The organism is Coriobacteriia bacterium (genome assembly GCA_013334745.1).
In the GTDB taxonomy this organism is placed as follows: Bacteria; Actinomycetota; Coriobacteriia; order Anaerosomatales; family JAAXUF01; genus JAAXWY01.
Window position 1 is genome coordinate 41,355 of the sequence record JAAXWY010000010.1, and the last position, 19,388, is coordinate 60,742.

20 protein-coding genes and 1 tRNA gene are annotated in these 19,388 nt (G+C 64.4%); 1 reads left to right on the plus strand and 20 read right to left on the minus strand.

What is annotated here, in order from left to right; all coding sequences use genetic code 11:
- Window positions 1-104: 104 nt before the first annotated feature.
- The 17 genes from sigH to HGB10_04570 form a co-directional block, all read right to left on the minus strand.
- Window positions 105-758 (minus strand): RNA polymerase sporulation sigma factor SigH, encoded by a 654-nt coding sequence (gene sigH / locus HGB10_04490; protein ID NTU71060.1) that lies wholly within the window; start codon window positions 756-758, stop codon window positions 105-107.
- A gap of 179 nt (window positions 759-937) precedes the next feature.
- Entirely contained in the window at window positions 938-1,483 is a 546-nt protein-coding gene (locus tag HGB10_04495) for an NYN domain-containing protein (GenBank protein ID NTU71061.1), read from the minus strand.
- On the minus strand, window positions 1,450-2,199 hold the full coding sequence (gene rlmB, locus HGB10_04500; protein ID NTU71062.1) for a 23S rRNA (guanosine(2251)-2'-O)-methyltransferase RlmB: 750 nt from the start codon (window positions 2,197-2,199) through the stop codon (window positions 1,450-1,452). The genes HGB10_04495 and rlmB overlap by 34 nt, the downstream gene beginning before the upstream one ends.
- Window positions 2,196-3,686: a cysteine--tRNA ligase gene (locus tag HGB10_04505; GenBank protein NTU71063.1), complete on the minus strand. Its 1,491-nt coding sequence runs from the start codon at window positions 3,684-3,686 to the stop codon at window positions 2,196-2,198. The genes rlmB and HGB10_04505 overlap by 4 nt, the downstream gene beginning before the upstream one ends.
- Window positions 3,687-3,736: 50 nt before the next feature.
- Window positions 3,737-4,465: a serine O-acetyltransferase gene (cysE, locus tag HGB10_04510; protein NTU71064.1), complete on the minus strand. Its 729-nt coding sequence runs from the start codon at window positions 4,463-4,465 to the stop codon at window positions 3,737-3,739.
- 92 nt (window positions 4,466-4,557) lie between these two features.
- On the minus strand, window positions 4,558-5,034 hold the full coding sequence (locus tag HGB10_04515; protein NTU71065.1) for a 2-C-methyl-D-erythritol 2,4-cyclodiphosphate synthase: 477 nt from the start codon (window positions 5,032-5,034) through the stop codon (window positions 4,558-4,560).
- A 2-nt stretch (window positions 5,035-5,036) separates the two neighbouring features.
- Window positions 5,037-5,753 carry a 2-C-methyl-D-erythritol 4-phosphate cytidylyltransferase gene (gene ispD, locus HGB10_04520; protein ID NTU71066.1) on the minus strand — a complete coding sequence of 239 codons (717 nt, stop codon included), beginning with the start codon at window positions 5,751-5,753 and terminating at the stop codon, window positions 5,037-5,039.
- Window positions 5,750-6,859, minus strand: coding sequence for a TRAM domain-containing protein (locus HGB10_04525; GenBank protein ID NTU71067.1), 1,110 nt, complete (start codon window positions 6,857-6,859; stop codon window positions 5,750-5,752). Before HGB10_04525 ends, ispD begins: the two co-directional genes overlap by 4 nt.
- A 90-nt stretch (window positions 6,860-6,949) precedes the next feature.
- On the minus strand, window positions 6,950-8,011 hold the full coding sequence (disA, locus tag HGB10_04530; protein NTU71068.1) for a DNA integrity scanning protein DisA: 1,062 nt from the start codon (window positions 8,009-8,011) through the stop codon (window positions 6,950-6,952).
- 91 nt (window positions 8,012-8,102) lie between these two features.
- A complete protein-coding gene (gene radA, locus HGB10_04535) occupies window positions 8,103-9,464 on the minus strand; it encodes a DNA repair protein RadA (GenBank protein NTU71069.1) in 1,362 nt (453 codons plus the stop codon).
- 3 nt (window positions 9,465-9,467) lie between these two features.
- Complete coding sequence (locus HGB10_04540; protein ID NTU71070.1) at window positions 9,468-12,035, minus strand: ATP-dependent Clp protease ATP-binding subunit; 2,568 nt, start codon at window positions 12,033-12,035, stop codon at window positions 9,468-9,470.
- A 206-nt stretch (window positions 12,036-12,241) separates the two neighbouring features.
- Window positions 12,242-13,768 carry a lysine--tRNA ligase gene (gene lysS / locus HGB10_04545; protein ID NTU71071.1) on the minus strand — a complete coding sequence of 509 codons (1,527 nt, stop codon included), beginning with the start codon at window positions 13,766-13,768 and terminating at the stop codon, window positions 12,242-12,244.
- Window positions 13,769-13,772: 4 nt separating this feature from the next.
- A complete protein-coding gene (gene greA / locus HGB10_04550; GenBank protein NTU71072.1) occupies window positions 13,773-14,243 on the minus strand; it encodes a transcription elongation factor GreA in 471 nt (156 codons plus the stop codon).
- A 174-nt stretch (window positions 14,244-14,417) separates the two neighbouring features.
- Window positions 14,418-14,705 carry a twin-arginine translocase TatA/TatE family subunit gene (gene tatA / locus HGB10_04555; protein NTU71073.1) on the minus strand — a complete coding sequence of 96 codons (288 nt, stop codon included), beginning with the start codon at window positions 14,703-14,705 and terminating at the stop codon, window positions 14,418-14,420.
- Window positions 14,706-14,782: 77 nt separating this feature from the next.
- Window positions 14,783-15,424, minus strand: coding sequence for a redox-sensing transcriptional repressor Rex (locus HGB10_04560; GenBank protein ID NTU71074.1), 642 nt, complete (start codon window positions 15,422-15,424; stop codon window positions 14,783-14,785).
- A 159-nt stretch (window positions 15,425-15,583) separates the two neighbouring features.
- The gene (locus HGB10_04565) at window positions 15,584-16,381 is read right to left on the minus strand and encodes an S-methyl-5'-thioadenosine phosphorylase (GenBank protein ID NTU71075.1); all 798 of its coding nucleotides are present in this window, start codon (window positions 16,379-16,381) and stop codon (window positions 15,584-15,586) included.
- Between the two features lie 108 nt (window positions 16,382-16,489).
- Window positions 16,490-17,494, minus strand: coding sequence for an HD domain-containing protein (locus HGB10_04570; GenBank protein ID NTU71076.1), 1,005 nt, complete (start codon window positions 17,492-17,494; stop codon window positions 16,490-16,492).
- 128 nt (window positions 17,495-17,622) lie between these two features.
- On the opposite strand from HGB10_04570, the gene HGB10_04575 reads away from it, so the two are divergent.
- Window positions 17,623-18,075: a hypothetical protein gene (locus HGB10_04575; protein ID NTU71077.1), complete on the plus strand. Its 453-nt coding sequence runs from the start codon at window positions 17,623-17,625 to the stop codon at window positions 18,073-18,075.
- Here HGB10_04575 and HGB10_04580 read toward each other — a convergent pair.
- The 3 genes from HGB10_04580 to HGB10_04590 all read right to left on the minus strand — a co-directional run bounded on the left by HGB10_04580 (window position 18,072) and on the right by HGB10_04590 (window position 19,382).
- A complete protein-coding gene (locus HGB10_04580) occupies window positions 18,072-18,476 on the minus strand; it encodes a hypothetical protein (GenBank protein ID NTU71078.1) in 405 nt (134 codons plus the stop codon). The two genes, HGB10_04575 and HGB10_04580, sit on opposite strands and share 4 nt — an antisense overlap.
- A gap of 79 nt (window positions 18,477-18,555) precedes the next feature.
- A complete protein-coding gene (locus HGB10_04585) occupies window positions 18,556-19,245 on the minus strand; it encodes a DUF2085 domain-containing protein (protein ID NTU71079.1) in 690 nt (229 codons plus the stop codon).
- A gap of 60 nt (window positions 19,246-19,305) precedes the next feature.
- A tRNA-Pro gene (locus HGB10_04590) sits at window positions 19,306-19,382 on the minus strand.
- Between the last annotated feature and the right edge of the window lie 6 nt (window positions 19,383-19,388).

Consider the following 19,388-nt stretch of genomic DNA (forward strand, 5'->3'; position numbering starts at 1 on the left):
TGGCGACTCTCATGCAGAATCGCAGCGCGAGAGTCGTAGGGGCGCCACCACTCTACGCGACCGGTCTCCCGCGTGTCATCGAGCAGCGATCGGACCGCTTCGCTCTAGCAGGCGTTACAGCGCCGAATCTGCGTCTCCATCTTGCGCTTGACGCGCTGGAGCGCATTGTCCACGGCCTTCGTGTGTCGACCGAGCGAATCAGCGATCTGCTGATACGACCGCCCGTTGGAGTACAGCTTGAGCACCTCCGCCTCGAAGGGCGAAAGCGCGTCGGTGACCCCGGTGCGGATGAAGTTGGTCTCCCACGCCGCGATCACTATCTCGGCGGGATCGCAAATCTCCTTCGCGGCAAGGATGTCAGAGAGCAGCCGCTCGCCGTCCTCCTCCATGGAGGTCGATCGCGACAACGAGATGTAGCCGTTGAGGGGTGAGTGCTTGCGACGAGTCGCCGACTTCACCGCAGTGATGATCTGCCGCGTCACACACAGCTCAGCGAACGAGTGGAAGCTGGCTTGCCGAGTGGGGTCGTAGTCGCGAATGGCCTTGAACAGGCCGACCATACCCTCTTGGATGACGTCGTCGCGGTCTGCGCCGACGAGGAAGTACGAACGCGCCTTGGATCGGATGAGTCCCCTGTAGCGTCGTACCAGTTCGCAACTTGCGTCCTGGTCACCGCTGCGTGCGGCTACGACGAGTCCTACATCTGCTCCGCGCCCCGTCCCAGTTCGGTGCGCAAACGCCCCTTGGTGATGAAGCAACTTGAAGAACCCCCTTGTTCGCCCCAGTCCTAGCGAGGGTTCGCCGCCGGCACGGCATGCGAACTCTGAAACCCGAAACCAGAAGCTTCAGGAAGGGCAATCCCCAATGCCCTTCGGTTTCATGACCTTGCTCCAACTCTCGCCGCGACGCAAGTACTTTGTCGAAAATGAATGCTCGACTATTCCTTACCGACGGCCCAGCGCGCCAATCGCCCTCGGACGGCCGGGTCTATACGGTCCTCGAGACGGCCCTTGGAGCTGCCCGCAGGAGCATGATCGCGCCACTCAGCGTCCTCGGCGCGGATCTCTCCGGCGAACTCCGCCGAGGACATGCGGGCGACGGTGCCGCCTAGCACGGTCCATTGGGTCTGTGCGTCCGAAGTCACGACGACAGTGTCGTTACCGGCCTCGCGCGAAGTGCGCGAGAGCGCTTCGATCACGCTATCGGCATCCATCCCGAAGCGCGAGAAGATGACGGTGACGCCCGCGATGTTGTGCGGCCGCCCGTCTGAACCCGCGTTGAGATGCCCGTCGAACACGACGGTCGCCGAGAATTCTCCGTGCGCGAACGCCGCAACATCGGAGATGAGCGAAAGCCTCGCAGCATCCAGGTCGTCCTCGGCGATGAGGCTATAGGGCGGCGTCTGGCGAATGACGTTGTAGCCATCGACGATGAGCACGCGCACCTCGGTCACTCCCCTGCGAGTGAGCAGCGCCTCAGCCACTCGTACGAAAGCGCCGTGGCCGCCTGCGCCACGTTAAGCGAACCGACCTTCCCGGCCTGCGGCAGCCGGACGAGGAAGTCGCAAGTCTCCTTGGTGAGTCGGGCAAGCCCGTCGCCCTCCGAGCCCATCACCAAGACGATGCGGCCTTCAAGGGCAGCGTCCCACGCAACCTGTGAGCCGTGCTCCGAGGCCCCGGCCACCCAGTACGACGCATCGCTCTTGCACCGCTCGAGCGAACGCACCAGATTGGCCTCCTGCGCCAAGAGGACGTGTGACAACGCTCCAGCGGATGCCTTGTAGGCCGCTGCCGTCACCGCCGCCGCACGCCGGTTCGCGACGAGCACTCCGTCTGCCCCCACGACCTCTGCGGTGCGAACGATCGCACCGAGGTTCCCGGGGTCGGTCACGTGATCGAGTGCGATGATCAGCGAGTTCTTCTTGCCCCGTGCCCGTGCGAGCACGTCATCCAGGCGCGCGTACGCGTAGGGCTTCGCCTCCGCGATCACACCCTGATGCGCACCGCGTTCGCTCGCAGCGTCGAGGGCGCGCTTGGGAACCCGGTCGAGCGCGATACCGGCCTCGCCGGCACGCCGCGCGATCTCGTCGAGCGAGCGGTCGGGCTTGGTGCCCTCGGCGATCATAATCCGCTTGAGCGGTACTCCGGCTCGAAGCGCTTCGATGACCGCGTTGCGGCCCTCAATGGCTGTCGTCGTCATGACTGCGGCTTGAAGATGACGCGGGCGCCCTGCGGCGTGTCCTCGATAGCGAAGCCGAGCGCCGAGAGGCCGTCTCGGACCGCATCGGCACGCCCCCAGTCCTTCTCGGCGCGCGCCGCGGAACGCGCGGCGAGCAGAACGTCGACCGCGATGTCGGGATTGTCTCCCTTGTAACCTGCCACCTCCACCGCGAGATCGACGACCTCGAGCGGGAAGCAGCACGTCTGGTCATCCTCGATCTCGATGCCGAGTACGCGAAGGTGCGAGACAACGGTGTCCTCGGCTTCGCACAGCACGAGACGGTCGGGCTCGCACAGGTCCATCTGATACTCAGCGAGGAAGTGATTCGCGGCGCGTGCGAGCTCGAATACCGCGGCGAGTGCACCGGCGGTGTTGAAGTCGTCGTCCATCTCGGCTTCGAACTTGTCGTTGGCCGCCGTGATGGACGCCTTGAGATCCTCGAGTGCGTCACCCGGGCAACCCAGTCCGCAGGCGGCGAGGTCGCGCGCCCAGCGCAGGTTACGCACGAGGTTCGCGAGGCGCTCGTAGGCATGACCGGTCTCGTCGAGTCGCGTGTCTGAGAAGTCGAGTTGACTGCGGTAGTGCGTCTGCAGCATCAGCAGCCGGATGATCGGAACGGAGTAGGCCTCAAGCACATCCTTGGCGAGCTTGAAGTTGCCGAGCGACTTGCTCATCTTCTCCGAGTTGATCTGCAGCATGCCGCCGTGCAGCCAGTAGTTCGCGAATGGAACACCGGTCGCGGCCTCGGACTGCGCGATCTCGTTCTCGTGATGCGGGAAGACGAGGTCGCTGCCACCGCCGTGGATGTCGAACGGGAGCCCAAGCTCCATCTCCGACATCGCAGAGCACTCGATGTGCCAGCCTGGGCGGCCCTCGCCCCACGGGCTTGTCCAGTGCGGCTCGCCGGGCTTGGCTGACTTCCACAACGCGAAGTCGAGCGGATCGCGCTTGCGGTCATCGCGATCGATGCGCGCCTGGTTCTCCATCTCGTCGACGTCTCGCCCGGAGAGCTTGCCGTAGCCCGGGAAGCTGCGGACGCTGAAGTAGACGTCGCCGCCCGAGTCATACGCGTTGCCCGACTCGATGAGGCGCTCGATGAGCGAGATCATCTCGGGAATGGTCTCCGTGGCCTTCGGGCGAACGGTCGGATCGCTGATGCCGAGCGCGCGCATCGCCGAGATGAACGCCCCGGTGTACTCCTCGGCGACCTCGGCGGCGGTCCGACCCTCCTCGTTGGCCCGGTTGATGATCTTGTCGTCAACGTCGGTGACGTTCTGCACGAACCGGACGTCGAAGCCCTTGTACTCGAGATAGCGGCGGATGACGTCGAACGAGAGGAACGTGCGGGCGTTGCCTATGTGGATGTGGTTGTAGACGGTCGGCCCGCACACGTACATCGTGACCGTGCCGGCCACTCGCGGCACGAACTCCTCTTTGGTGCGGCTCAGCGTGTTGTAGACGCGCATGTCGTTCCTTCCGCGAGAGCGCGGCAGCCGAGAAGGCTGCGTCGGGCTCGCTATATCTGCCAGGTCCATCCTTCGAACTCAACGGTCATCGAACCGTCGTCGTCCTCGGTCACGCTGAGGTCGCTTCCATCACCGTCGAGCGTGCCGCCGCCTTCGACGACCTTCTTCTCGAGACGGTCCATGCGTCGTTGCAGGCAGCGGAACATCTCGACGACGGGGTCCGGAAGATCCTCGTGATGCAGGTCGATCGTGTTGACTCGCGACCCGCCGCGCATCACCACACGCCCGGGCACGCCGACAACCGTGCAGTTGGGCGGCACGTCGTCGATGACGACCGCGCCGCCGCCGACCTTGCTGCCGTGACCCACCGTGATGTTGCCGAGAACCGCCGCGCCTACGCCGACCACGACGCAGTCATGCAGCGTGGGGTGGCGCTTGCCGGTCTCTTTGCCGGTGCCGCCCAGGGTCACACCCTGATAGATGGTCACGTCGTTGCCGATGATCGTCGTCTCGCCGATCACGACACCCATGCCATGATCGATGAAGAATCCATTCCCGATCGTCGCTCCGGGGTGAATCTCGACGCCGGTGAAGAAGCGTGCGACCTCAGAGAGCCAGCGTGCGAACCCCCTGCGGCCATGCTCCCACAACCAATGCGTGATGCGGTGAGCCCATATCGCGTGGATACCGGGGTAGTTGAACAGAACGCTCGCAGCAGATGTGGCTGCGGGGTCGCGCTCCTTTACCGCCCTGATATCAGCTTGAATGCGTCGAAACATGGTCCCTGCCCGTCGGATACGAGGCGAAGCCGCCCCCGGTGGCCCGAGCGCGGCACCAGTCTACCAGCAGCGGAGCGTACCCGCGCTGGTAGCTACGTACACTCGAGCAAGACGACGGCCTGGGCCGCGATGCCCTCTTCGCGACCCTCGAAGCCGAGCCGCTCGGTCGTGGTGGCCTTCACGCCGACGCACGAAACGTCGACGCCGAGCGCTCGAGCGAGGTTCGCGCGCATCTCATCGCGGAATGGCGAGAGCCTAGGGCGCTCGCACACGACGACGCAGTCAGCGTCTATCACGCGAAAGCCGCGCTCACGAGCGAGTGCGCCCACTTCAGCGAGCAGCACGAGCGAGTCAGCGCCGGCGTAGGCGGGGTCGGTGTCCGGGAACAGCTTGCCCACATCGCCCTCGCGCAACGCACCAAGTACTGCGTCCGCGAGTGCATGGGCGAGAACATCGGCATCCGAGTGGCCGAGTAGGCCCCGCTCGTGTGCGATCTCCACGCCACCGAGGATGAGCTTGCGCCCCTCCGCGAATGCATGCACGTCGTATCCCAGTCCGACTCGAAGCACGGCTACCCCTCTTCCGATCGTCGGAACGAGAGTACCGCTTCGACCACGGCGATGTCCTCGGCCACGGTCACTTTGATGTTATCTCGGGGTCCCTCGACGAGCACGACCCTGCCACCGGCGTGCTCGACGATGGCAGCATCATCGGTTCCGATGAAGCCGTCCTTCGCAGCTCGCGCGTAGGCGGCGCGAAGTGACTCGGCGCGGAAGGCCTGCGGTGTCTGGACGGCCCAGTAACGGGCGCGGTCGGGTGTGCCGTCCACTACCCCACCCGTCACCGTCTTAAGGGTGTCGATCGACGGGTGACCGGCCACGGCACCGTCCGCGCGCGGGTCGGCCTGAAGCGCCGATACGGTCGCCTCTACCAGCGACGGCGTGAGCAGCGGGCGGGCTCCGTCCTGCACGATGAGAACTGTCGCGTCGTCCGAAGCGGCGGCGATTCCCGACGCTACGGATTCCTGCCGCGTGTCTCCAGACGCCGCGAACGTCACCGGGGTACCCACGATGACTCCCTCGACGGCAGCTGCCCGATACTCAGCAAAGCGGTCCCCCGGGCATACGAGCACGATGTGTCCGACACTGGGGGCGGCATCGAGCGCGGCCATCGTCCACGCAAGGACCGGCCGACCGGCGACGAGCGTGAGCTGCTTCCCGCCCGCGAGTCCGAGCCGCTGCCCGGTACCGCCGGCGCACACGATCGCGGTGGCGCCGTGCGGGCTCATGACTCGTCGCCCATCGGCGTGTTGGCGTGCGATTGCCGAGCGAAGATCATGCGGCCCGCGGACGTCTGCAGGACCGACGTCACCTCGATGTCAGCCTCGGTGCCCACAAGTCCCTTGCCGCCCTGCACCACGACCATCGTGCCGTCGTCGAGGTAGCCGACGCCCTGATCGGGCTCCTTGCCCTGCTTGGTCACGCGCAGACGGATGCTCTCACCGGGCAGGTAGTTCGGCCGAAGCGCCGTAGCGGCTTCATTGAGGTTCATGACCTCGATGCCGCGGACACTGGCGACCTTCTGGAGGTTGTAATCAACGGTCAGCAACGACCCTTTCGCGTCGACGGCGAGCCGCATCAGCTTCTCATCCACGAGCGGTGTATCGGGGTAGTCGGTCTCAAACACCGGGACCGCGTCCTCGGTGGGCAGCGATGCGAGCAGGTCGAGCCCACGACGCCCTCGTGCGCGGCGCGTATCGTCGGCGGAGTCAGCAAGCGTCTGAAGCTCGGCCAGCACGAAGCGCGGCACGCGCAGCGTCCCCGGCAAGAACCCGATGCGCCGGAGCTCGACGAATCTGCCGTCGATGACGACGCTCGTGTCGAGCAGGACCACGCGCTGCTCGGCCGTGACGAGCTCAGGCGGAGCCAGACGCGGGAACATCGCCGAGAAGTCACGGCGCTTCGACTGAGCGGCGCGCATGAACAGATTGGCGAGAACGATCATGAGTAGAACGGTGACGGTCGTCGAAAGCCAAGCGGGCTTCACCAGACGCAGTGGCCATGAGGCGAACAGTGCGATCACCAAACCGACCATGAGTCCCGCGGTCGACAGCAGTAGGTCGGCCGGGGACGTGTCGATGATCCGGGCTTCGATGCGACGCCAGACTCCCGTGAGTTCTCGGCCGATGATTCCGCCGAGCACGTACCCGATCGCTCCCCCAAGAATGATCAATAGAAAGATGACGTAGTAACGAGGAAGGCCGAGCTCTGTCTGCCAGTCGACAAGACCTGTCGCCGCATACCCTCCCACTAGACCGCCCGTCACCAGAATGACTCGGGTGATGGCTTCAATCATGGGTGTAGCGGATACGGCACGCGTGCCGCTCGCCTCCACCTCCTCCCGGTTCGTTGATGCGAACCCATACCCCCGACCGATGCTAGCACACGGCCAGCTGGGCTCTCCTTGATGAGGGTATCGGCTGCCCTAGACCGCAGCGTGAGCGCGGATCCTGCTCAGACCGCTCGCGATCGCCTTGGCGCGACGCGTACCGACACCATCGACGTCATCGAGTTCGGCCGCGGTCGCACGGACCATCGCGGGCAGCGAGCAGAAGCGCTCGACGATGCGATTGACGACCGTGGAGGGTAGCGCCGGTATCTGGGCCAGGACGCGGTAGCCACGCGGTCGCAGGTGCTGCTCACCGCGATCGCCGGCGTCGAGGCCGAGTTCGTGCGCGACCGCATCGGGCTCAAGCAAGCGGTCGAGCGGCAGGTCGCCGAGGCGCGTGCGAACGGCCGCACAGTTGCGCGATGCGGGGTCGGCCGCATAATCGCGGACCAGGAGGTTGTACTGGTCGTCGATACCGGCAGTGAGCTCATCGGCTTGCATGCGCACGAGGCGGCCTTCAGTCCCGAGCTGACCGATGTAGCGCGCGACCTCGTGCGAAACCCGGCGCACCATCTCGAACCGGCCGATCGCCTCGGCCACATCACCGAGTGTGACCAGATCATCGAACTCGAGGTGAGTGACGCGTTCCATGACCTCACCGAGACGGGTGCGGTAGTTCTGGAGAGTCTGGAGCGCTTGATTCGCCTTGGCGAGAACGACTTCCGTGTCCTCGAGCGTGATGCGCCGTCCTCGCAGGTAGAGGCTTACGATCTGGCGCCGCTGCGAGACCGAGATGACCAGTGCCTTGGTCTGCCGGCTGACGCGCTCGGCGGTGCGGTGACGCATACCGGTCTCGCTGGTGGGAAGCGACGGATCAGGCTGCAGGTGGGCGTTTGCCCGCATGATACGAGCCGCGTACTGATCCAAGATGATCGCACCGTCCATCTTGGCGAGCTCAAACACCCGCTGCGGCGTGAACGGCGTGTCGATGATGAATCCGCCGTCGCAGAGCCCTTTCACACCGGCCTCATCGCCGATGACGATGAGCGCGCCGGTTCTGGCGGCGAGAATCATGTCCAGCCCTTCGCGCAGATGCGTTCCAGGAGCGACCTTCTTCAGTTCCTCGCGGAGCAACTCTCTCGTCTTTGGGTCAATCACATGGACTCCCACCACGTCGGTGAATGCAACGCCTATCTCGATTCTGCCACGACTGGGCCCGCGCGTAACCCTACTTGGTCGCGAGAAGACCTCAGTGACCTTGCCCGAACGCAGCCGCAAGCGCGTCTTGAATCGTGGTCGTGCTGACGAGTGGCCCCCGATCGGCCTCGGTCATCGATGCGGGAGCGGCGCCGAGCACGCGCTCGAAACCGAACCGCGACGCCTCCTTCGCACGGGACGCCGCCTGCGCTACGGGTCTGATCTGCCCCGTCAGCCCGAGCTCGCCGAAGGAAGCGATCGAACGCTTGATGGGCACGTCCCTCAACGCCGAGGCAAGTGCGAGCGCCAGCGGCAGGTCGACCGCCGGCTCAAGGATGCGCAACCCGCCTGCGACCGACACGTAGACGTCCTGACCGGCGAAGGACAGCCCGGCGCGTCGCTCCAGAACGGCGAGCACCTGCAGAAGCCGAGCGGTGTCCACGCCCGTGGCGAGTCGCCGCGGCGCAGGCAGGTAGCTCGGTGTCACAAGCGCCTGAATCTCGACGAGCAAGGGCCGCGTGCCCTCCATCGCTGTCATGACCGCCGAGCCGGCGACCTCCTCGGTTCGCTCGGCGATGAACGCCGACGAAGGCGATCCGACGCCGATAAGCCCGACCTCCCCCATCTCGAAGATGCCGATCTCACTTGACGAGCCGAACCTGTTCTTGACCGCGCGGACTATGCGAAACGCGTGGTCGCGGTCACCCTCGAAGTACAGGACCGCATCAACCATGTGCTCGAGGACTCGTGGGCCCGCGATCGCGCCGTCCTTGGTTACGTGACCGACGATGAGCGTGGTCACACCGAGGTCCTTGGCCACCCTCATGAGACGGGCGGTGCATGCGCGGACCTGTCCAACACTGCCGGGCGCTCCGGACAGCTCGGAATCAAAGGCCGTCTGAATCGAGTCGATGATGAGTACGCCGGGTTTGCGCTCCCGCACAGTCTCCTCGACGACAGTGATGTCGAGCTCTGGCAGCAGCTTGACGCGCTCACTCGTCGCACCGAGTCGCCGCGCGCGAAGACCGATCTGCTGCGGCGACTCTTCACCGCACACATACAGCACGTCGGTACCGGTCGATCCGATCGCCTGGGCTGCCTGGAGCAGGAGTGTGGACTTGCCGATTCCCGGCTCACCGCCGAGCAGAACGAGCGAACCTGCGACCAGGCCGCCGCCCAGCACCCGATCGAGCTCGTCGATGCCGGTCGTCGATCGCTTGGCCTCGCTGGCGCCGACCTCGTCGAGACCGAGCGTAACCGCACTCAGACGCGCAGCCCGCCGACCATCGCCGACGGGCTGCTCGATCTCTTCAACCATTGTGCCGAACTCGCCACAGTCACTGCAGCGTCCTTGCCAGCGGAGCGCACTCGCGCCGCAGTTCTGACAGCGCCACACAGACCGCGTCTTCGCCATGCGCTACTCGCCAGCCGCGCCGCCGGAGGCCTTGCCGCCACCGCTTCGCACACCACTGCGACGAGTCGGGGCCGGCTTGCTCGGCACCTCAGGCTCCTCGGTCGCGGCGCGAGTCGAAACCGCGACGATGCCCTCGCCCTTTCGGAAGGCAGCGGCACCGTCCTCGACATAGACCTCGATGACGTCGCCAGCAAGCCAGTTCCCGCCGAGGATCTGCTCGGAGAGCGGGTCCTCGAGCAGACGCTGGATCGCGCGCCTCAACGGACGGGCGCCCAGCGTGGAGTCGAAGCCCTCCTGCGCGAGCAACTTGCGTGCTTCTTCGGTGATCGTTATGCCGAAGCCTTGCTGACCGAGCTGCACGCGCAGACGATCGACCATGAGATCGACGATCTGCTCGATCTGTTCGGTGTTGAGGTCGTGGAACACGATGACCTCGTCCACACGGTTGAGGAACTCGGGCCGGAAGAGCTTCTTGAGCTCCCCGGTCACCCGCTCCTTGACCGCGTCGTAGCCGATGCCACCGCTGGCGGCCGCCGGCATGAAGCCGAGGGATGCCTGCTTCACGATGTCCCGCGCGCCGATGTTGCTGGTCATGATCACGATCGCGTTCTTGAAGTCGACCTTGCGACCCTGAGCATCGGTGAGGCGACCCTCCTCGAGGACCTGCAGAAGCACGTTGAACACGTCGGGGTGCGCCTTCTCGATCTCGTCGAAGAGGATGACGGAGTACGGCTTGCGACGGACGGCCTCTGTGAGCTGACCGCCTTCATCGAACCCGACGTAGCCCGGAGGCGAACCGATCAGGCGAGACACGGTGTGCTTCTCCATGTACTCGGACATGTCGAGGCTGATAAGCGAGTCCTCGCTGCCGAACAGGAAGCTTGCGAGGGCCTTGGAGAGCTCGGTCTTACCAACTCCGGACGGGCCCAGGAAGATGAACGAGCCCGAGGGGCGCTTGGGATCCTTGAGGCCGGCGCGTGCGCGTCGGATAGCTTTGCTGACGGCGGTGACGGCTTCGTCCTGGCCGACGATCCGCTCGTGCAGCACGGTTTCCATCCGCAGAAGCTTGGCGGTCTCTTCCTCGGTCAGCGCTGTGACCGGGACGCCGGTCCACATCGACACGACCTCGGCGATCTCGCGCTCGCCAACGACGACCGTGCGCCGGTTGTCCGGCTTCATCCACTCTTCCTCGAGCTCGCGCTTCTCGGCGAGAATCTGCTTCTCGGTGTCGCGCATGCTCGCGGCCTTCTCGAACTCCTGCGCCTCGATCGCGGCTTCCTTCTCGGCGCGAACAGACCTCAGTCGGTCGTCGACCTCCTTGACGCCCGGAGGTGCCGTCATCATCTTGATGCGCATCTTGGCGCCAGCCTCGTCGACAAGGTCGATGGCCTTGTCCGGGAGGAAGCGGTCTGAGATGTAGCGGTCAGCGAGTGTCGCAGCCGCCTCGATGGCCTCATCTGTGATGGTGACGCGGTGATGCGCCTCGTAGCGATCTCGGAGTCCTTTGAGGATCTCGACGGTCTCTTCAACGCTGGGCTCGCCGACCTGGATAGGCTGGAAGCGGCGCTCAAGTGCGGGATCCTTCTCGACGTACTTGCGGAACTCATCGAGCGTGGTCGCACCGATCGTCTGCAGCTCGCCTCGCGCGAGCGCAGGCTTGATGATGCTCGCTGCATCGATAGCGCCCTCTGCGGCTCCGGCGCCGACGAGTGTGTGCATCTCATCCACGAAGAGGATGATGTCACCGCGCTCGCGAATCTCCTTCATGACCTTCTTGAGTCGATCCTCGAACTCACCGCGGTACTTGCTCCCGGCAACGAGTGCCGCGAGGTCGAGCGTGTAGAGCTGCTTGTCCTTGATGGTCTCGGGCACCTCGTCGTTGGAGATGCGCTGGGCGAGACCCTCGGCCACGGCCGTCTTGCCGACGCCGGGTTCACCGATGAGCACCGGGTTGTTCTTCGTGCGCCGCGAAAGGATCTGCATGACGCGCTCGATCTCATTGGCGCGACCGATCACGGGGTCAAGCTTGCCGTCGCGGGCCTGACGGGTGAGATTGCGTCCGTACTCATCGAGAATCGACGAGCCGTTTCCACCCCCACCGCGACGCTCCTCGGAACTCTCGGCACCCTTGCCGTAGTGCCCCGAGAGCAGCTGGATGACCGCCGAGCGGACCTTGTCGAGATCGGCGCCGAGGTTGAGCAGCACCTGCGCAGCGACACCCTCGCCTTCACGGATAAGCCCAAGAAGGATGTGCTCTGTGCCGATGTAGTTGTGCCCGAGCTGCAACGCCTCGCGCAGCGAGAGCTCAAGCACCTTCTTGGCGCGAGGCGTGAACGGGATATGCCCGGTCGGAACGAACGTGCCGCGTCCGATGAGATCTTCAACCTGCGCGTGAACGTCCTCGAGTGAGATGTTGAGCGACTCGAGCGCCTTGGCGGCGATGCCGTCCTGCTCGCGAATCAGCCCGAGCAGCAAGTGCTCGGTCCCGATGTAGTTCTGGTTGAGCATGCGCGCCTCTTCTTGGGCGTACACGACAACCCTTCGCGCCTTTTCTGTGAATCGCTCGAACATGAGAGCGCCTCCCTATCGCAGCGGTTCTCTGAGGAACCGCGAATTCGATGAACCTGTAGACGGAGTATACCCGCCGCACCGACATGAATCGGCAGGTGCACGAACAATAGCAAGGAGAGTGCCACGAATCTGAGTCACTCGGACTTAGATTTCCCCGAATTCAAGGGGATTCGACGGGCATCGAGCGATTGATGCGAGAGCGGGACTCAGGCCTCAGGCCGCATGTGGGGGAAGAGCAGCACGTCCCGGATGGATGCGGAATCGGTAAGCAGCATCACGAGCCGGTCGATACCGAGACCCATGCCGCCAGCCGGTGGCATACCGTACTCCTGCGCACGGAGGTAGTCCTCGTCGACCCACATGGCTTCGTCGTCGCCCGCGTCCTTGGCGGCCGCCTGTGCCTCGAACCGTCCGCGCTGATCGATCGGGTCGACCAGCTCCGAAAACGCGTTTGCGAACTCGCGACCTGTGATGATCAGCTCGAAGCGGTCGGTGAGCTCGGGATCGTCGTCGTTGCGTCGCGCCAAGGGCGACGTCTCGGCGGGGTACATGGTCACGAAGGTCGGCTCCATGAGCGTGTGCTCGACGAGCTTCTCGAACAGCTCGGTGATGAGCTTGCCCTTGCCGAAGCTCTTCTCGAACGGGACTTCGTGCTTGTCGCACAGCGCACACAACTCCTCGATCGAGCGCGCGAAGCTTACGTCTTCGCCTGCGGCGGCAGTGGTCAGCTCAGTCATCGTGGCGCGGCGCCAGGGGGACGCAAGCGACACGGTGGTGCCCTGATACTCCACGTCGAGCGTGCCGAGCACCTCGCTTGCGGCGCTGGTGATGATTCCCTCCGTCAGGTCCATCATCGATGCCATGTTGCCGTACGCCTGGTACGCCTCGAGCATCGTGAACTCGGGGTTGTGGCGCACGCTCATGCCCTCGTTGCGGAAGGAACGGTTGATCTCGTAGACGCGCTCAAAGCCGCCTACGAGCAGCCGCTTCAGGTACAGCTCAGGGGCGATGCGCAGATACAACGGCATGTCGAGCGCGTTGTGGTGGGTCACGAACGGCTTGGCCGTGGCACCGCCGGGAATCGCGTGCAGCATGGGCGTCTCGACCTCGAGGTAGCCCTGCGCGTCCATGTAGCGGCGGATGGCTCCGATGATGCGGAACCGGGTGGTGAACACCTCGCGCACCCCGGGGTTCGCGATGAGGTCGACGTAGCGCTGGCGGTAACGGGTTTCGGTGTCCGAGAGGCCATGGTACTTCTCGGGAAGAGGCCGGAGCGACTTCGAAAGAAGCGTGACCTGAGTCGGGGCCACGGACAACTCGCCGCGGCGTGTCCGCATGACGGTGCCGACGGCACCGATCCAGTCGCCGAGGTCGAGATCCTTGATGGCCTCGAACGCTTCATCACCGACAAGGTTCACGCGGGTGAAGAGCTGCAGGTCGCCGGTTGCGTCGCGAATGACGAGGAAGACGATCTTGCCCTGATCGCGCTTGGCTACAAGTCGGCCGGCCACGCTGACGACGATCTCGGTCTCTGCGCCGTCCGCAAGCTCCGCATGCGCGGCTTCGATTTCAGCGGCTCTCGCGGTGACATCCCAGTGATCGGCGTAGGGCTGTGCGCCGGACGCCCGCAACGCATCGAGCTTTGCTCGGCGTACGACGAATGGATCGTCCTCGATGATCTCGGCCGCCTCGCCCGCAGGTGAGGTTGCGTCCGTGCGCTCCTCGTCACCCATCGAACTAGTGCGTGATCGAGACAACGGTGAAATCGATGACCTTGCCCGAAGGAGTGGTCACTTTCACGACCTCGCCCTTCTTGTGGCCGAGGATGGCGGCACCGACAGGCGACTCGTTGCTGATCTTGTTGTCCGCGGGATCGGCCTCAGCCGAACCGACGACCTGATACGTGTGCTCGTCACCGGACGCGTCACGGAGCTTGACCTTGCTGCCCAGGTTGACCTTGTCGTTCTTCTTGGGCGCATCGATGATCGTCGCTCGAGCCAGAATCTGAGTGACCTCGATGATCCGGCTTTCGACCCACGCCTGCTCGTTCTTGGCGTCGTCGTACTCAGAGTTCTCGGAGATGTCCCCGAACTCCTTGGCCTCCTTGATGCGCTCACCAACCTCGCGGCGGCGAACCGTCTCGAGATGACGGAGCTCCTCTTCGAGCTTGGCCTGGCCTTCGGGGGTAAGAGCAACCTCTTTGTTCATGCGAGAGACTCCCAATCGTGCCCGCCAGATGGTAATGGGCGGGTCCTGTCGTAACGCGCGGGCTGCCCCGCGGATGCGGACAGCCCGTCGAATGTCCACGAAAGTATATATGAATGCGACGGCGCCGCAAGGGAGACCCCCGGCGACGCCGTAAACGTGCGGAAACTAGGAGGTCTACTCCTCGTCGCCCGCCGCAGATGACTTGGACTCCGCCTTGGCCTCGGCCTTGGCCGGCTCCTTCTTCGGCTCATCCTCTTCAGTGAGGGCGGCCTCGTCCTCCTCGAGCTTTCCCTCGGCACCCTCGCGGATGGCCTTCATGGTCTTGCCGAGCGACTTGCCGAGCTGCGGAAGGCGCTTCGGGCCGAAGAGCACGAGGATGATCACAAGGATGATGATGAGCTCGGGGGCACCGATGCCGCCGAGGAACGGAATCGCGATCGCAAGTACGGGGGTCGAGATCATTCGTTAGCCTCCATGACATAGGAAACGGTCGATACCGGTCGACCGCACTGACGCTAGCGAGTAGCGTACCACCACACCTAGACGCTCGCCACGCCCTCTGCGCGAGACAGATAGTAGAGCGTGTGGAGCAGTTCGCGTACGGGGTCCGTGTTGTGCAGGGTAACGTGCTCAGGGACTTCGACGAATGCCGTCGAGTAGTTCACGACCACCCGAACTCCTGCCGCGCACAGCCGGTCGGCGGCATCCTGCGCAGCCTCCGGCGGAACCGCGATGACTCCGAAACGGATCCCCTGCTCGCGCACGGACCTCTCGAGTTCCGAGATGTCTCGCACGATCAGGTCGCCCACACGGCTTCCAACCTTGCGGATATCCTTGTCGAACACCCCTGTGACCACGAAGCCTCGAGTCCTCAGCCCGTCGTACTGTGCAATCGCCGAGCCGAGATTGCCCGCGCCCACGATGGCGAGCCGCTGTATGTGGTCCGAGCCGAGAATCCGCTGAATCCGGTCAACAAGCAGCGCGATGTCGTATCCCACGCCTCGCTTTCCGAACTGGCCGAAGTACGCGAAGTCGCGGCGAATCTGCGCTGCGTTGACTTCCGCGAGATGCGAGAGCTGTGCCGATGAGACCGTCTGTGCGCCTTGCTCGCGAAGATGCATGAGCGCATTCAGGTAGGAAGGAAGCCTCTCGATGACACCCTGGGGTATGCGATCACTCACTGTTAACACGCTCAATTCAGTCGTCGCACACCCGCAGATTCTGGGTTGATATCGTAACAACTGTTACAAGGTCGAACAAGCGCATGCCGCTGAAAACAGCCGCGCGGACCGCCATTTCGGGCAGCCCGCGCGTGGTAGACACACCTGTCACGATGCGATCTAGAAGGCGGCACCATCCAGCGCAGTCGCGCAGACGCAGTCGCGGGTGGTGGGAAGAGCGGGAATCATCGCGTAGATGAGGCTCTTGACCTTGCTGTTGTTCTCATTGAAAACGCGAATGACCATGTCGTTCGAGACCGGCTCGGCGCCCTCCGCCCCTGCGTCATGGTCTGTGATCAGCGAGATGTTGACGTAGCAGATCTCAAGCTCACGAGCGAGATAGCACTCAGGGTATTGGGTCATGTTGATGACCTCCCATCCCTGGGAGGCAAACCACTTCGACTCCGAGCGCGTCGAGAATCGCGGCCCCTGAATCACGACGACGGTGCCTGTCTCATGTGCGGTGATTCCGAGACCCGCGGCCTTGTCGATCGCGACCTGCCTCATCGAGGGGCAGTAAGGATCAGCGGAGCTCACGTGCGTAGTGATGGGGCCATCGAAGAACGTATCCGTGCGGCCCCACGTGCGATCGACGAACTGATCGCAGATCACGAAGTGACCCGGCTCAACCTCGGGCTGCAGCGAGCCGCAAGCGTTAGGGCCGATGATCTGGGAGACACCGAGCTCCTTCATCGCCCACAGGTTCGCCCGGTAGTTAATCATGTGCGGCGGCAGCGAGTGGTCCTTACCGTGCCGCGGGAGGAAGGCGACGGAACGTCCGGCGATCTCACCGACCATGACTGCAGACGACGGCGCGCCGAACGGGGTATTGATCTTGTGCTCGCGCGGATTGTCGAGCAGCTCGTAGAAGCCGCTTCCGCCGAATACGCCTATCTCGGCCTTGGGGGTGTCGGACATAGAATCCACTCCTTGCGCATTTCGAGTTGATCGTTACGACGGCGCGATGCCGACTCGCAGATTCTAGTCGAAAGGCGGGCTGCGTGCCTAAGCCGTGAACGCAAGGCGTCAGGCACTCCTCCTGTCGTACTGATCATCTTCCTCGACGGGGTAGCTGCGGTCGGCCTCGGCGGCTGCAGGCGCGTACAGGGGCCTTCGGAACAGATTGCCCGAGTCGGTCCACAGCTCCTCGACCCGCGCCGCACGGCCCATCAGCTCCGAGAAACCGGATGCCTTCGCGTCCAGGTTGTCGACGTGGTGCAGCAGCAGCGCCTCGAACGTCGATGGTCGCTTTGGGGAGCCCCACTCCAGCTCACCGTGGTGCGACAGGATCGCATGCTCAAGGCGTGTCAGTACTCCGGTGTCCACCTTCACGCGCGTACGCGCGATCGACGCATGCACCCGCTGCACACCCAGCACGACGTGACCGATCAGCCTGCCGGCGTCCGTGTACTCGATCTGTGTGTCGTAGCGCAGTTCATCGCACTTCCCGATGTCGTGGAGTAGGGCCGCGCACACGAGCACGTCCGCGTCCACCTGAGGGTAGGAAGGGGCGATCGCCTGGCACATGCTCGCGACCGCGACCGTGTGCTCGATGAGTCCCCCCAGGTGCGCGTGGTGATGCGACTGGGCACCGGGGCACTCCGCGAATCGGCGCAGGAAGTCCTCATCGCCGAAGACGGCGCGCAGGACCTTGCGTAGTTGCGGGTCACGCACTGAGGCGGCGATCGACTTGAACTCGGCCAAGACCTCCTCAGGCTGACGCGCACCCGTGGCGATGAAGTCGGATGCATCGACGGCGGGCTCGGCTCGCAAGAAGTCGACGGAGACACGCCGCACGCCCTTGTAGCTGGTTACCCGTCCGCGCACCCGCACGATGCTGCCCACAGGAGCGGCACAGGCCTCAGCGCCGGGACGGAAGTACACAGCCGGTACATGGCCCGTTCGATCAGCGAGTTCAAGCCAGAGAAACGCCTCGCCTGCGCGCGTCGCCCTCATCTCTTTGGATCGCAAGGCGAACGCAGCATCGACACGCGTACCCTCAGCCAGTTCACTCACGTAGTTCTGCTTCACCGTGCTCGCCTCCGCTGTCCGTCGCCTATCCGAGACGACCGTACGCTCCGGGTCTGACACTGCACGGCGCCAAGCGTGGCGTTGTGAATCGGCTAGTATGGATACAGCCCCTACAACGGAGGTCCCTGGTGTCGAAGCAGTCTCGATTCGTACGCTGTCTGGCACTCACGGCTACAGCGCTGATCATCGCGCTAGCAATGACCGGGTGCGGTGTTGACGGGCCCACGTGGGCCGACAAGGGCGCTGTCTACGACAACGACTCCGCGCTCGAAGTACAGAGCGGGGTGGACACTTCCGCACTCGCCGAGAAGCCCACGGCCGACAGCGCCAAGCTTCGGCACCAGGCGCTCGCCGCACTGAGGCGGCAAGGCGAGTCGGCCTCGGCCGCAGCCGATCTGCTCACGAAGACGTTCCCGAGCGACATCAACGGTGTCCCGGTCTACGTGGAGCGCTGCACCTTCTCCGGCGCACCCGCCGTCCTCGTGGTCGAGGCGACCGGGCCCAAGGACGGCAAACTGTCCTCAACGCGCCTTTGGGTCGTCTCTGACACCGGGGAGATACTTTTCGCCGGTAGCCGCTAAGCTGAACGCAGGGCCGCACCGCACAGCCTGATGCGGTACTCCTCAAGCAGTTCATCCGGCAGCGAACCGCGCCAGCCTCGGTCGAGGGCCTCCCACGCATGCCACCCGTCACGACCGCCCTCGAGAAGATCCTCGACGATGGCGGCGGCGAGCATCCTGGCGGCGGCGGTCGATCCGGCTCTGCCGCGAACCGTCTCACGACGCACGCACGCCGAGAAGTAGGCGCTCGCACGACGACGGGTCGCCAGATTGGCGGGAGCTGTGAGCGCGTAGCCGAGCGCTCTTCCGGTCGCCTTCCGCGCTCGGGCCGCTGCGGCCTCGCTCACGTCCCCAAGCAGGGCACTGGCAACAAGCTCATCGAGTACCTGCCGAAAGGTGGGGCTGTCGGTGCGCGTGTTCATGTCTTCTCCTTCGAACGTGTGTTCGGAGAGACAGTAGCGCGCACCTCTGACATGAACCTCGCGGCTCGAGGGCGAGAGCCTACGTCAGGCGCTCGGCCAGGTTCGTCAGCCAGATCCTCAATCCCGCTGCGAGCCAGATCTCGCCGCCGGCGAGAAGGAACGAAACCAAGATGGCCATCCAGGCGTCAGCGAGCTTCTCAGCCTTTCGATCGAATGCAGGAAGCAGGCACACCATCACCAGGTTGACACTCACCAGCGTCGTGATGATTGCCGCAGCTGTGAGCAAGGCGTACCCAACGCCGAGAAATGGCGCCCCCCACCATATCGCCATGTAGGCGAATGGGATCACGACGAGGAAGCTCAGTAGCCTCGATACCGGGTCCAGCACTCGCCCGGCGCCCGAGCGCCGCCACAGCACGTCGTTGACCATAGGTACGACGAGCATCGCGATCGCAAAGCCGGTCATCAGCCCGGTAATGAGCCGCAGCTCGTTCGTGGTCGTGCGCAGGCCCGAGTAGGAGGAGACACCATCGATACCCATACTGCCAACCATCAGCGCGAATACGACCCACCCCATCGGCGAAGGAAACCCGGTCGGACGCTCGCGACGATGCAGTAGGGCGATCACGCCGACTGCGATGATGAAGCCAAGATAGATGCCGGTGTCGCGGGCGCAAACGGGCAATTGGACACCGCCGCCGAAGAAGGACCGCTCCGGCAGCTGGTGGCACAGCCCATAGCCGAGCCAGTGCATCAGCGAATCAACCACGAACACCGCCTAGATAGCCGAACGGCAGGCCGAGTGAGCGGCCTGCCGTCAAGTTCCGGATGGTCGGGATGGCGGGATTCGAACCCACGACCTCTCGGTCCCGAACCGAGCGCTCTACCAAGCTGAGCCACATCCCGGCGAGG

What these genes read in the sequence shown, in the direction of transcription:
- HGB10_04540 (NTU71070.1), bottom strand. Translation starts at nt 12,035, where the DNA reads ATGTTCGAGCGATTCACAGAAAAGGCGCGAAGGGTTGTCGTGTACGCC.
- rlmB (NTU71062.1), bottom strand. Translation starts at nt 2,199, where the DNA reads ATGACGACGACAGCCATTGAGGGCCGCAACGCGGTCATCGAAGCGCTT.
- radA (NTU71069.1), bottom strand. Translation starts at nt 9,464, where the DNA reads ATGGCGAAGACGCGGTCTGTGTGGCGCTGTCAGAACTGCGGCGCGAGT.
- lysS (NTU71071.1), bottom strand. Translation starts at nt 13,768, where the DNA reads ATGGGTGACGAGGAGCGCACGGACGCAACCTCACCTGCGGGCGAGGCG.
- HGB10_04580 (NTU71078.1), bottom strand. Translation starts at nt 18,476, where the DNA reads ATGAACACGCGCACCGACAGCCCCACCTTTCGGCAGGTACTCGATGAG.
- ispD (NTU71066.1), bottom strand. Translation starts at nt 5,753, where the DNA reads ATGAGCCCGCACGGCGCCACCGCGATCGTGTGCGCCGGCGGTACCGGG.
- HGB10_04565 (NTU71075.1), bottom strand. Translation starts at nt 16,381, where the DNA reads ATGTCCGACACCCCCAAGGCCGAGATAGGCGTATTCGGCGGAAGCGGC.
- HGB10_04505 (NTU71063.1), bottom strand. Translation starts at nt 3,686, where the DNA reads ATGCGCGTCTACAACACGCTGAGCCGCACCAAAGAGGAGTTCGTGCCG.
- greA (NTU71072.1), bottom strand. Translation starts at nt 14,243, where the DNA reads ATGAACAAAGAGGTTGCTCTTACCCCCGAAGGCCAGGCCAAGCTCGAA.
- cysE (NTU71064.1), bottom strand. Translation starts at nt 4,465, where the DNA reads ATGTTTCGACGCATTCAAGCTGATATCAGGGCGGTAAAGGAGCGCGAC.
- tatA (NTU71073.1), bottom strand. Translation starts at nt 14,705, where the DNA reads ATGATCTCGACCCCCGTACTTGCGATCGCGATTCCGTTCCTCGGCGGC.